Annotated in this window: 15 protein-coding genes; all 15 read left to right on the top strand. The window is 32.8% G+C overall.

What is annotated here, in order from left to right:
* Window positions 1-59: 59 nt before the first annotated feature.
* On the top strand, window positions 60-1,052 hold the full coding sequence (trpD, locus tag ACQ0RB_RS00995; protein ID WP_430495873.1) for an anthranilate phosphoribosyltransferase: 993 nt from the start codon (window positions 60-62) through the stop codon (window positions 1,050-1,052).
* Window positions 1,052-1,834, top strand: a complete 783-nt coding sequence (trpC, locus tag ACQ0RB_RS01000; protein WP_430495874.1) for an indole-3-glycerol phosphate synthase TrpC — start codon at window positions 1,052-1,054, stop codon at window positions 1,832-1,834. The genes trpD and trpC overlap by 1 nt, the downstream gene beginning before the upstream one ends.
* A gap of 159 nt (window positions 1,835-1,993) precedes the next feature.
* Window positions 1,994-2,674 carry a phosphoribosylanthranilate isomerase gene (locus tag ACQ0RB_RS01005; protein WP_430495875.1) on the top strand — a complete coding sequence of 227 codons (681 nt, stop codon included), beginning with the start codon at window positions 1,994-1,996 and terminating at the stop codon, window positions 2,672-2,674.
* 32 nt (window positions 2,675-2,706) lie between these two features.
* A complete protein-coding gene (gene trpB / locus ACQ0RB_RS01010; RefSeq protein WP_430495876.1) occupies window positions 2,707-3,888 on the top strand; it encodes a tryptophan synthase subunit beta in 1,182 nt (393 codons plus the stop codon).
* 2 nt (window positions 3,889-3,890) lie between these two features.
* Window positions 3,891-4,655, top strand: coding sequence for a tryptophan synthase subunit alpha (gene trpA, locus ACQ0RB_RS01015; RefSeq protein ID WP_430496126.1), 765 nt, complete (start codon window positions 3,891-3,893; stop codon window positions 4,653-4,655).
* Window positions 4,656-4,730: 75 nt separating this feature from the next.
* Entirely contained in the window at window positions 4,731-4,874 is a 144-nt protein-coding gene (locus ACQ0RB_RS01020) for a hypothetical protein (protein WP_430495877.1), read from the top strand.
* 90 nt (window positions 4,875-4,964) lie between these two features.
* Complete coding sequence (locus tag ACQ0RB_RS01025; protein WP_430495878.1) at window positions 4,965-5,420, top strand: tRNA (cytidine(34)-2'-O)-methyltransferase; 456 nt, start codon at window positions 4,965-4,967, stop codon at window positions 5,418-5,420.
* A gap of 164 nt (window positions 5,421-5,584) precedes the next feature.
* Window positions 5,585-6,652 carry a nucleotide-binding protein gene (locus tag ACQ0RB_RS01030; RefSeq protein WP_430495879.1) on the top strand — a complete coding sequence of 356 codons (1,068 nt, stop codon included), beginning with the start codon at window positions 5,585-5,587 and terminating at the stop codon, window positions 6,650-6,652.
* Window positions 6,653-6,828: 176 nt separating this feature from the next.
* Window positions 6,829-7,656: a tetratricopeptide repeat protein gene (locus ACQ0RB_RS01035; protein ID WP_430495880.1), complete on the top strand. Its 828-nt coding sequence runs from the start codon at window positions 6,829-6,831 to the stop codon at window positions 7,654-7,656.
* A 33-nt stretch (window positions 7,657-7,689) separates the two neighbouring features.
* On the top strand, window positions 7,690-7,983 hold the full coding sequence (locus ACQ0RB_RS01040) for a hypothetical protein (protein WP_430495881.1): 294 nt from the start codon (window positions 7,690-7,692) through the stop codon (window positions 7,981-7,983).
* Window positions 7,984-7,993: 10 nt separating this feature from the next.
* On the top strand, window positions 7,994-8,530 hold the full coding sequence (locus ACQ0RB_RS01045; RefSeq protein WP_430495882.1) for a DUF2199 domain-containing protein: 537 nt from the start codon (window positions 7,994-7,996) through the stop codon (window positions 8,528-8,530).
* A gap of 101 nt (window positions 8,531-8,631) precedes the next feature.
* Window positions 8,632-9,069 (top strand): hypothetical protein, encoded by a 438-nt coding sequence (locus tag ACQ0RB_RS01050; RefSeq protein ID WP_430495883.1) that lies wholly within the window; start codon window positions 8,632-8,634, stop codon window positions 9,067-9,069.
* A 40-nt stretch (window positions 9,070-9,109) separates the two neighbouring features.
* Window positions 9,110-9,499 carry a VOC family protein gene (locus tag ACQ0RB_RS01055; protein WP_430495884.1) on the top strand — a complete coding sequence of 130 codons (390 nt, stop codon included), beginning with the start codon at window positions 9,110-9,112 and terminating at the stop codon, window positions 9,497-9,499.
* Window positions 9,500-9,623: 124 nt separating this feature from the next.
* Entirely contained in the window at window positions 9,624-9,785 is a 162-nt protein-coding gene (locus tag ACQ0RB_RS01060; protein WP_262732026.1) for a hypothetical protein, read from the top strand.
* Between the two features lie 298 nt (window positions 9,786-10,083).
* Window positions 10,084-11,913 (top strand): hypothetical protein, encoded by a 1,830-nt coding sequence (locus ACQ0RB_RS01065; RefSeq protein WP_430495886.1) that lies wholly within the window; start codon window positions 10,084-10,086, stop codon window positions 11,911-11,913.
* Window positions 11,914-12,063: the final 150 nt, after the last annotated feature.

Genomic DNA, 12,063 nt, shown 5'->3' on the forward strand with positions numbered 1-12,063 from the left:
TAAAAATTAAAACTATAAAATCCTGAACGCATTGACATTTCAGGACAGAATATCCAAATATGAAAACCATTTTAAACCGATTAATAAACCAAGAAAGCATTTCTACCGAAGAAGCTAAAAATGTTTTGGTTAACATTTCTAAAGGAGAGTACAACCAAAGTCAGATTGCCTCTTTTTTAACTGTATATATGATGCGAAGTATTACAACCCAAGAGTTATTGGGCTTTAGAGATGCGCTTTTAGACCTTTGTATTCCTGTAGATTTAAATGACTTTAACGCTATTGATTTATGCGGAACAGGTGGTGACGGAAAAGACACATTTAACATTTCCACTCTAGCATCGTTTGTTACTGCAGGAGCTGGAGTTCATGTTTCAAAACATGGTAACTATGGTGTATCTTCGGCTTGCGGCTCTTCAAATGTGCTTGAGTTTTTAGGTGTAAAATTTAGTAACGATATCGATTTTTTAAAAACCTGTTTAGATAAAGCTGGTATTTGTGTGCTTCATGCACCATTATTTCATCCTGCAATGAAACACGTTGCTCCAATACGACGCGAACTTGGTGTAAAAACATTTTTTAATATGCTTGGACCAATGGTAAATCCGTCGTTTCCAAAAAACCAAATGATTGGTGTATTTAGTTTGGAGCTGTTGAGACAATATAGTTATTTGTACCAAAACACTGATAAAAATTATAGCATTATACATGCTTTAGATGGTTATGACGAAATTTCTTTAACAGGAGCATCAAAACTGTCAAGCAACAAGGGAGATGTTGTTATCAACCCAAAAGATTTTGGAGTTGAAAAATTGCATCAAGATGCAATACATGGTGGCGATTCTGTAAAAACATCGGCAAAAATATTCACCCATGTACTTCTTGGTCAAGGTACTGAAGCCCAAAACAATGTGGTTTGCGCCAATGCAGCTATTGCTATTTCAACAGTAAAAAACAACACCATTCAAGAGGCGTTTAGCGAAGCTAAAGAGTCACTTATGAGTGGTAAAGCAAAGAAAAGTTTTGACAAATTAGTAGAACTGAGCAAATAATGAATATACTCGACAAAATAGTATTTGATAAACGTAAAGAGGTTGATTTAAAAAAAGCCTTGATAAGTACACAACAATTGGAAAGCTCACAACTGTTTAACAGAGCAACGGTTTCATTATCCGAAAAACTTAAAAACAGCTCTTCAGGTATTATTGCTGAACACAAACGTCGCTCACCTTCAAAATCAATTATCAACAATGGCTTAAATGTTCAAGACGTTGCAACAGGTTATGAAAATGCTGGTGTTTGCGGAATGTCTGTACTAACCGATGGAAAATATTTTGGTGGTTCTCTTGACGATTTAATAGTGGCTAGAGCTAGCTGCAACCTGCCACTTTTAAGAAAAGAGTTTATTGTTGACGAATATCAAATTATTGAAGCTAAATCTTATGGTGCAGATGCAATTTTACTTATTGCTGCCATTTTAACCCAAGAAGAGATTAAACAATTTTCTCAATTAGCGAAAAACCTAAACTTAGATGTATTGTTAGAAGTTCATAATGAAGATGAATTGCAAAAATCTATAATGCCTAGTCTTGATATGATAGGTGTAAATAACCGCAACCTTAAGACTTTCGAAGTAAGTTTAGAAACTAGTAAAACTCTTAGCACTAAAATCCCTGACGAGTTTGTAAAAGTTTCAGAAAGTGGCATAAGTGACATCCAGTCTATACAATCACTTAAAACCTTCGGTTATCAAGGGTTTTTAATTGGCGAAAACTTTATGAAAACTAATAATCCTGGAGTAAACGCTAAAGAATTTATTAAAAGCCTCCTCTAACTCCTCCAAAGGAGGAGAACCCTTACTCAAATGGAAAACAAAACTAACCTATCAAAAGTTCAACTTTTCATTCCGCACTTGATGCGGAATCCATCATAAGCAACAAAAAGATAAATCAAATTCAGAATGACATTTACCATGAAACTCAAAATATGCGGAATGAAATATCAAGATAACATTACTCAAGTTGCCAACTTGCAACCTGACTATCTTGGTTTTATTTTCTATAAACAATCCAAAAGATATTTTGATGGTAACATCCCTGAACTTCCTAAAGCGATTAAAAAAGTAGGTGTTTTTGTAGATGCTGAAATAGATTATATTTTATCAAAAGTAAAAACACATAAGCTTAACGCTATACAGCTTCATGGGAATGAATCTGCTAATTATTGCAAAGACTTAACGCAAGCTTGTCATTCCGCACTTGATGCGGAATCCACTAAAAAAAATGAGACATTAAACCTTCCTAAGCTTTCAGAACAACATAAAAATCCCATTGAAATCATTAAAGTATTTTCAATAAAAAACGAATTTAATTTTGACGTTTTAAAGCCCTACGAAGCAGTTTGCAATTACTTTCTTTTTGATACTAAAGGACAATTACCAGGAGGTAATGGTTACACCTTCAACTGGGAAGTATTAAGCAATTATCCATCACAAAAACCGTATTTTTTAAGTGGTGGTATTGGTTTAAACGAAACCAAAGATATTAAATCATTCCTGCGAAGTCCAAAATCTAAATACTGTTATGCGCTTGATGTTAATAGCAAGTTCGAGATTGAAGCGGGCTTAAAAAATGTAGAAAAACTAGCAACATTTAAAACTGATTTGTCATTCTGAGTGCGTCAGAGCATGACCCCAAAAAAACAACTATGAGTTATAATGTAAACGAAAAAGGCTATTACGGAGAATTTGGAGGCGCATTCATACCTGAGATGCTATATCCAAATGTAGAAGAGTTACGACAAAACTATCTTAAAGTAATGAACGAACCCGATTTTAAAGCAGAGTTCAATCAGCTTTTAAAAGACTACGTTGGTCGTCCTTCTCCACTCTATTTTGCCAAGCGACTTTCAGAAAAATACAATACTAAAATTTACCTAAAGCGCGAAGACCTTAACCATACAGGAGCACATAAAATCAATAATACTATTGGTCAAATTCTTATGGCAAAACGCCTTGGTAAAACTCGAATTATTGCCGAAACTGGAGCAGGACAACATGGTGTTGCAACTGCAACGGTTTGCGCATTAATGGGATTGGAATGTATTGTGTACATGGGAGAAATTGATATTGCTCGACAAGCGCCTAATGTTGCCAGAATGAAAATGCTTGGTGCTACTGTTGTTCCTGCAACTTCAGGAAGCAAAACCTTAAAAGATGCTACAAATGAAGCTATAAGAGACTGGATAAGCAATCCTGTAAATACGCACTATATTATTGGTAGTGTGGTTGGTCCACATCCTTATCCTGATATGGTGGCAAGATTTCAAAGTGTGGTTTCAGAGGAAATAAAATCGCAACTAAAAACACACGAAGGCACTGAAACACCTGATTATGTTATTGCTTGTGTTGGTGGTGGCAGTAATGCTGCTGGTGCTTATTATCATTTTTTAGATGATGAAAATGTGAATCTTATAGCAGTTGAAGCTGCTGGTCATGGTGTAAATTCTGGCGAAAGTGCAGCAACTTCAGTATTAGGAAAGATGGGAATTATACATGGAAGTAAAACCCTACTTATGCAAACCAATGATGGTCAAATTACTGAGCCTTATTCTATTTCGGCTGGATTAGATTATCCTGGAGTTGGACCAATGCATGCACATTTGTATGCTTCAGGTCGTGCTGAGTTTATTGCCATAACAGACGACCAAGCAATGAATGCAGGTTTAGAACTTTGTAAGCTGGAAGGCATTATTCCTGCTATTGAAAGCTCTCACGCTTTGGCTGTTTTTGAACAAAAAACCTTTAAACCTAACGCTATTGTTGTTGTGAGTTTGTCTGGTCGTGGTGACAAAGATTTAGAAACCTATATTAAGCATTTTAATTTATAATGATGAATAGAATTCAACACAAACTAAACGAAGACAAAAAGTTACTATCCATATATTTTACAGCAGGATATCCAAGCCTTAACGATACAGTTTCTATTATTGAATCACTTGAAAACAGTGGTGTAGATATGATTGAAATTGGCTTACCGTTTAGTGATCCTTTAGCTGATGGTCCAACCATACAAGCAAGTTCTACCCAAGCGTTAAAAAACGGAATGACTACCGAAATACTTTTTAATCAGTTAAAAGATATTAGAAAAACGGTTTCTATTCCACTAATTATTATGGGTTATTTCAATCCAATGCTTCAATATGGTGTGGAAAACTTCTGTAAGAAATGTCATGAAATTGGTATTGACGGATTGATAATACCAGATCTTCCCGTTGATGTGTACCACGAACATTACAAGACCACTTTTGAAAAATACGGACTAACAAACGTGTTTTTAATTACACCTCAAACCAGTGACGAACGCATTCGTTACATCGATTCGGTGTCTAATGGATTTATTTATATGGTTAGTAGTGCAAGTACAACAGGAGCAAAAACAGGATTTGGCGAGGAGCAATTAAACTATTTTAAACGCATTAATGACATGGCTCTAAAAAACCCTCAAGTTGTTGGGTTTGGTATAAGTAATACTGAAACATTTATGCAAGCAACCACTTATGCTAAAGGCGCTATTATTGGCAGTGCGTTTATAAAACACTTAAACCAAAACAGCATTAGCACGATTCCTAACTTTACAAAATCTATAATTAGCTGATTTTAAGATAATTTTAATAGAATTTTGGCTTCAATTTCTTATATTAATGATGAACGATAAAACATCAAATGAATTATGGGAATTATTGAAGACAAAAGAAAATTTAAACCAAAGAAAAAACAAAGCAATCCATTAAATCCAACTGGTAACGTTAACCAAAACACCAACCAGTTTGATATTGATGAAAGCACTATAAAGAAACAACAAAACAAGAACTAATTGCTGTAGTTTTTTATAAAAAGTACAAATAGCCTATTCGATTAAGAATAGGTTATTTTATATTTATACAGTTCAAAAAAAATCATTTTAATGCCTTTAAATATTGTACTTATAGAACCCGAAATTCCAAACAACACAGGTAATATTGGCAGGTTAGCATTAGCTACTGGCTCTACATTGCACTTGGTAAAACCTTTTGGTTTTGAAATAGATGACAGCCGATTAAAACGTGCAGGATTAGACTACTGGCAACACTTGGATATTGTTTATTATAACGATATTGACGCTTTTTTCACTAAAAACAAAACTGCAAACATGGTGTATTTGTCCAGTCATGGCACTCAACACCATTGGGATATTCCTTTTAAAGACAACTTGTTTTTGGTTTTTGGAAAAGAATCTGTTGGACTCCCTAAACACATCACCCAAAACAATGAAGACACACTATTTAAAATTCCATTGTACAGCAAGCACATACGCAGTTTAAACCTAGCCAATGCAGTAAGCGTGGTGGTTTATGAAGGCTTAAGACAATTAGGCTCTTAAAAAAATACTTGCTGTTTTTATCCTAAATTGGTACAACTATAACAATACGGTTTTTGCACCAAATAGGAAACAACTCAACTAAAACTAGTACTATTTAGCATATAAATAACAGGTTTTTATATATTTAGTTATTATAAACTAGTTAGCGGTAATTAGAAAAAAAAATGAAACCAAGAATATTTATTGGGTCTTCGACAGAAGCTCTAGACATAGCATACACGATACAAGAAAACTTGGAATATGATTCAAATCCTACTGTTTGGACACAAGGAATATTTGAACTTTCAAGTAATTCATTAGATGATTTAATTACAGCTCTCGATAACTTCGATTTTGGAATTTTTGTTTTTAAACCTGATGATATTACTGAAATGCGAAATAAAAAGCTGAATACTGTTCGTGATAATGTCATTTTTGAATTGGGTCTTTTTATTGGAAAACTTGGTAAAAAAAGGGTATTCTTTGTTCTACCAGACTCAACTAAAGATTTTCACTTACCAACAGATTTAATCGGAGTTACACCTGGAAAATATAATGATTCGAGAGAAGACGGTAATTTAAAAGCAGCTTTAGGTCCATTTTGTAATCAAGTTCGAAAAAAACTAAAAGGTTTTGTTCTCGAAAACTTATTGGACTTGGAAAACGAGAACGATAAAGTAAAAAAAATAGCTTTAGAAAAAGCTGATTGTTGGGAGTTTTTTCTATCCTCTGAACTACTAAAATCTCGATTAAAAGAAATAAATAGAAATTATGAAGAACTGGAGAAAGGTTTAGTTTTTCAAAAATCAAAATCTTATGACATTGATGAGTTTTGTGAATGGTTTAGTAATTCTGCACAAGATTTCATTAGGTTAATTTCAATTTTCAAAAAGGCATTTGAAGTAGAATTGATAAAAGCGTATGGAGAACCAGGAGTTGCTGGTAATGTTTTTGAGATTAAATCAGCAGTCGATAAGATAGATTCCGTTTGCAAAGAACTTCTTGCTTGGGAATATGAACTGCAAGGTTTAATTCCACCTGATGAACTTAAAGAAGCTACCGAATTGATGAAAGGCTGGTCTAAAGTTATAATTGATACAATAAATCAATTTCCAGAAAAACTTGACCGAACATTTTCCCCTGAAAATTTGGCAAAAGGAGGAGACATTAATTTAGAATTGACATTTCCACCACCACCAAATAGTGAACGAATTATGGAAATAATTGAAGAAGTAAGATTAGGATTAAGATAATAACAACTACCGCTAACAATGGCTATAAGTAATTGCATGTTCTCGCCTACTTCTGAAAATCCTCTCGCTGAATTATTGCCCATTATTTTTTATTAAATTAGTTGCAGAAACAAGCAAAGAAATCATATACAAAACCGTTGGCTACAATTTGAAAAATGCTCGCAAATGTTAACATAATGAAATTAGCTTTTGATGCGTTGGAACACGCTTCAATGAAAGAGAATTTTTCTGATTTTATGAATCAGTTAATTCAAAAGGCACTTGAATTATGGGAATTTAGAGATTTTGACTCTGCGATTGAAAAGTGTAATGAATTTATTGAATGGAATTCGGAAATTCAATTTGTCCATTTATTTAAAGCAATGATTCATTCATCCGCTAAAGAATTTTATAAGTCCCAAGATATTGTTGACAGCATTGACAAAGAAGATTTGGAGAATTATGAATTAAAAATCAGTCTTTTTATTTCTGCCATCAACCAATTTTATACTAACAAATATCAAAAATCGTTGGATTTATGTAATGAGTTCCTTAAACGCAATAATGAAGAATTTACTGAAATTCATATTATCAGAGGACTTGCAAATGCATCACTCGAAAAACACAAAGATGCGATTAAGGATTTTAAAATTGCATTAAAAGATACTGACCAAGAAAATGCTATTAAAGCTAATTTAGCATACAGCTACTTGAGAAATAAAAATCATCTTAAAGCCTTATTACTATTTAGAAAAATTTCAAAAGTCTACCCAAATCAGTGGAAAGTACAATACAACACAGGTTTATCTTATTTTAAGTTCGCTCAATTTAGAAAAGCAATGCCATTTCTGAACAAAACGGAGGAATTAAAAGCTGACTTTGCTGGAACATATTTGACCAGAGGATTTATATATTTAAAAAAAGGAAAAAAGGAATTAGCTCACAAAGACTTTCTAAAAGCAAAAGAACTTGGAGCTGAAAGAAACTATGAGATAATAATGAGAAAGTATTATCATAAATATTAAAAAAACTGTAGCCAACAAGTTACCCAACATTTGATGAAACTAATAGAGTATTTACAAAATATTGATAAAATTGATGAAGAATCTGTACTTTATGTTAACAGAATTGGTGGTCAGTTTCTTCCCAATTCAGAAGTTACCATCCTGAATTTAACTGAAGAAGAGTTAGAATGGAAAACTTTTGAAGTCACAGAAAAGAAATGTCCTGGGTTCGAATATTTCATGGAAGCATTCTTAATTAAAGAATTTTTGGAAGATGTATCATCACAATATCCTACTCTTGAAAAAAAATGCGATCGGTTAATACATTATGTGGAATTTGATGCTTAAATAACACTAAATGTTCTGGAAAAGAAAGAAAAATAAAACAACAGAATTTAAATGCTCTAAATGTGGAAAAGTCCATTTGGAATGGCCTGCTTTGACTTTTAAATCACCTGCGAACTACGACATTTTATCAGATAAAGAAAAAACTGAACTTGGAAAATTGGATTCTGACTTTTGTGAAATTCATTACGAAGACCAAATTGACCGATTTATTAGAGTTACGCTGATTCAAAAAGTCAATGATAATTGTGAAAACTTGGACTATGGACTTTGGGTTTCTTTGAGTGAAAAAAATTATTCAGACTATAAATCCAATTTTGACAATAAAAACCACGAAACTGGATATTTTGGTTGGTTATGCAGTAATATTCCCGAATATGGAGATACAATGTCAATTCCTTGTGATGTAATGACCAAAACTGGAAATAACAGACCTGAAATTTTTCCTCATCAGGATTTTGACCATCCATTTGTTACAGATTATTATAATGGAATTACAAAAAATGAAGCAGAAAAAAGAATAAACGAAATGATAAAAAACACTGGGTAACAACGTTATAGTTCATTGTTTCTGATTTTCCATTCATTTTTATTTGCTAAATTACATAACTATCATAGCCAAAACCGTTGTAAAACATTTAGAAAGACCTTATGAAAAAAAGAAAAATTATTGCATTATTACTTTTGATTGTTGGAGTTATTTTAAGTGTTGCCTTTATATTAAAGATTGAATTTCCTCAAGGGTTTGAGGCATATTTTAAAAAAGAATACTATAACCAATTTGGTCCTTTGGCTATTAGTGTTGAACTTTTAATTGCAAGTTATTACTTATTTATAGGACATAAAAAGACGAATTTCTCGCTAGCTCTTTTTGGATTTACTGCTTTGTTAGATCCTCTTTTTAATCTAATAGGTCTTTTCAACAGCATAGTTCCTTTATACGGAACAATAATTTTATCGATTTGCGCTCTGTTATGTTTATGGCTAGCTTTTGCAAATACATTCAAATTAAAACGTTTATCTAATTTGACTGCAATATTAAGTGTTGTCCTTGGTGTTTTTGTTGAACTATTCTTCAATTATCTGTAATAAACATTTACTAACAACTTAATGAAGAATTAATAAGATAATGACACACACCTTTTCATTTAATCATATAGCGCTTTCAGTAAAAGATGTAGACGAGTCTGTTCAGTTTTACCAAAACGTGCTTCAACTTAAAGAAATTGAAAATACGGCTTCTAATTCTGAAACGAGATGGCTATCATTAAATGAAGGCAAACAGCTTCATCTTATTCCTCGTCCAAATTCAGAAATAAAAATAAATAAAGCTGTACATTTAGCATTATCTACATCTAATTTAGACGCCTTAATTACTAATCTAAAAAGATTAAATATTGAATTTTTTGATTGGAAAGACAATCCGAATACAATTTATGTACGAAAAGATGGAATCAAACAGATTTACTTTAAAGACCCAAATGGATATTGGATAGAAATTAATAATGATGTTAAATAACAAATACAATATTTTTTGCTCATAAAATTTCCATCAAAATTCAACGTGTTTTTGCTAAATTTATGTTTAAAGGCGAATGTACTCACACAGCAAAAACCGCTACCAAACAACTAAAAACCAGACAATGAAAAACAACAATAAAGAAAACCAAAAGGAAAAAGACACCTCTAAAGTTTTAGATATGGATGGGATAGAAACTGTAAAGTCAATTTTTTTAGGAAATCGAAAAGTTGTAAAGCCTAATGCTAAGGATGGAGACCATCTTCATAGCGGACTTTTAGATTAATAATAAATTCACTTCGCTCTTACTTATATCAATTGGTTTCCTATTAGCATTCAACTAAATTGAATAATAACCTTCTTGAGATAAAGGAACCCTTAATGATAAAATTCATTAGAGTTCCCAAACACCAACATTAGTTCTACAAAAAAACGTTATAATCCTACTTACAACATTTACAACACGTACTATTTATAAGCTTTGATTAGTGAAATACAGTAGTAAGCAAAACAAAAATACGACAGTTGACGTATTTTTTTATAGTTCATTTTGAAATAACATTGTAGCTGTAACTTACAGCTAGATGAAAAATTTCAACACCAAACTATCATTACTACTTTTAGTCATTACATTAACTACCTATTCAGGTTTTGCCCAACATGTTGACTGGATTCATGCGCCTAAAAACCCTATACCTAGAGGAAGCAGTTTGCAATATCAAAACTTAAAAGGTGCTGTTTTTCAAGAAAGCATATCAGATTACTACACCAAAGATGGGCAATGGTTTCCTTATAATGCTGAATTTGAAATACGTCGTGATAACCAAGGGAGGGTTGTTTACTTTAAAGATAGATATAGCACCTATCAATATGTATATGATAACAAAGGCAAACTACTTGAAGAAAAACAAGATAACAGTCCCTACCGAGTCTTTGAGTACGACTCAAAAAACAGAGTCGTAAAAACCACGTATACCAATCCTAAAAATAATATTAGTACTATAACATACTCCTATACACAAGATGGCACTAAGTGTACCGTAAACGAAATACGCACACACAAAGATGGAGAAATTGTAGTACGAGAAATACGCTACAAAAATGGCCTCGAAGTATATGCACACACCCAAGGATTTCCTGCCACTATATATACGTATGAGTATGATGCGCAAGGTAATTGGATAGTTCGCACGATACTAGATGCCGAAACAAAACAACCGCTTCGAAATAAATTTGACGGTAAAGTAGCACCTCCATCTACCAGAAGCATTATTTACCATAACGAATATGAAAAGGGTTTACAAGCTCTAACGGTACAAATGACAGACCTTACCAACGGAGCTGTTGCCAATGCACGTCTTGTTCCGATAGTTTTTATTAATGGAAAAGAGTTTAAGAAAATGCTGTTTTCAAGATTCATAAATGATTTTGTGTTTTACGATCCCCTTTCAAAAACCTATTACATTGCTCGCAATGCCTATCTAGGCACATACAAAAAAGATCAGAAAATTCCGGTAGAAATACTAAGTACAGGTGCCGAAAATGTACTCTTGTTTAACGGTCTTAAAGTAAAAGCTCTAGAACGAGGTGACGAAGGCGAATTAAAAGACTGGAACTTTATAAACTATATTAAAGGCCTTGGTGCTTTTATAGGCACAAATAAAACCGCAAATAAGGCCTATGCTTTTTTAAATATGCCTACGGTTACCAACGAAAAAGTAGTCGCTGTTCCTGGTACAGCGATTAACGATTTGTGGTATATGCCAGCAGAAGATAAAAAGAACGTATACCTTTTTGAAAATGGCGAGTATGTACGTGGTAAATACGCTATGGTTGGCACTTTAGGTAACACCACATCGCTTAACTTAGTGGTTTCGGTAGATGGTGCTACAACCTATGTATTTCCAGAGTATGATAAGGCTCTAGAAAAGCATGTTTACAAAGCGCGTTTGTTTAACCCTTCTACCGATGTACTAAAAAGCACTACTACTACCAATAGCACACCAACCACCTCCAATACAACAAGTACTACAACTGCTAGCAACACTACTAACGACACCAGTAAAACCAATACAACAAAAATAACTTACCCTAAAAAAGACTATAGCAACTATGGGTTAACCTCTTTTGCCCAAGGCTATCTTGAAGCCTACAGTGTTGACCCTAGTGCTGCTGCACAACACATTACCGATTTGGGTGTAGTGTTAAAAAATCACTATCCTGAAGGCACCAAACTATTTCCTAAATTTTTAGCTGTTTTAGAAGAAATCTACTATGTAGATAATTTTATTGCTTATGAAACTTTAATAAATACCAACAAAAGTCTTTTTGACTATTGTATGGCTAATATGAAAAACCCTATTAAACAGCATTTGGTTAGAATTGCTAAAATGAAATTAAAACAAAATAATTAGCAATAAGATATACTATTTAAAACTTCACTGTAAAGTAACTTGGTTATATACCCACAAAAAACAACTAGATATAACCTATTATTTAAGATATAAATAATAGGTTTTTATATATTTAGCTATTATAAACTAGTTGGCATTAATTTGAAGTAA

The organism is Gaetbulibacter sp. PBL-D1, assembly GCF_050509525.1.
Lineage (GTDB): Bacteria > Bacteroidota > Bacteroidia > Flavobacteriales > Flavobacteriaceae > Gaetbulibacter_B > Gaetbulibacter_B jejuensis.

What these genes read in the sequence shown, in the direction of transcription:
- trpD (WP_430495873.1), top strand. Translation starts at nt 60, where the DNA reads ATGAAAACCATTTTAAACCGATTAATAAACCAAGAAAGCATTTCTACC.
- trpC (WP_430495874.1), top strand. Translation starts at nt 1,052, where the DNA reads ATGAATATACTCGACAAAATAGTATTTGATAAACGTAAAGAGGTTGAT.
- ACQ0RB_RS01005 (WP_430495875.1), top strand. Translation starts at nt 1,994, where the DNA reads ATGAAATATCAAGATAACATTACTCAAGTTGCCAACTTGCAACCTGAC.
- trpB (WP_430495876.1), top strand. Translation starts at nt 2,707, where the DNA reads ATGAGTTATAATGTAAACGAAAAAGGCTATTACGGAGAATTTGGAGGC.
- trpA (WP_430496126.1), top strand. Translation starts at nt 3,891, where the DNA reads ATGAATAGAATTCAACACAAACTAAACGAAGACAAAAAGTTACTATCC.
- ACQ0RB_RS01020 (WP_430495877.1), top strand. Translation starts at nt 4,731, where the DNA reads ATGGGAATTATTGAAGACAAAAGAAAATTTAAACCAAAGAAAAAACAA.
- ACQ0RB_RS01025 (WP_430495878.1), top strand. Translation starts at nt 4,965, where the DNA reads ATGCCTTTAAATATTGTACTTATAGAACCCGAAATTCCAAACAACACA.
- ACQ0RB_RS01030 (WP_430495879.1), top strand. Translation starts at nt 5,585, where the DNA reads ATGAAACCAAGAATATTTATTGGGTCTTCGACAGAAGCTCTAGACATA.
- ACQ0RB_RS01035 (WP_430495880.1), top strand. Translation starts at nt 6,829, where the DNA reads ATGAAATTAGCTTTTGATGCGTTGGAACACGCTTCAATGAAAGAGAAT.
- ACQ0RB_RS01040 (WP_430495881.1), top strand. Translation starts at nt 7,690, where the DNA reads ATGAAACTAATAGAGTATTTACAAAATATTGATAAAATTGATGAAGAA.
- ACQ0RB_RS01045 (WP_430495882.1), top strand. Translation starts at nt 7,994, where the DNA reads ATGTTCTGGAAAAGAAAGAAAAATAAAACAACAGAATTTAAATGCTCT.
- ACQ0RB_RS01050 (WP_430495883.1), top strand. Translation starts at nt 8,632, where the DNA reads ATGAAAAAAAGAAAAATTATTGCATTATTACTTTTGATTGTTGGAGTT.
- ACQ0RB_RS01055 (WP_430495884.1), top strand. Translation starts at nt 9,110, where the DNA reads ATGACACACACCTTTTCATTTAATCATATAGCGCTTTCAGTAAAAGAT.
- ACQ0RB_RS01060 (WP_262732026.1), top strand. Translation starts at nt 9,624, where the DNA reads ATGAAAAACAACAATAAAGAAAACCAAAAGGAAAAAGACACCTCTAAA.
- ACQ0RB_RS01065 (WP_430495886.1), top strand. Translation starts at nt 10,084, where the DNA reads ATGAAAAATTTCAACACCAAACTATCATTACTACTTTTAGTCATTACA.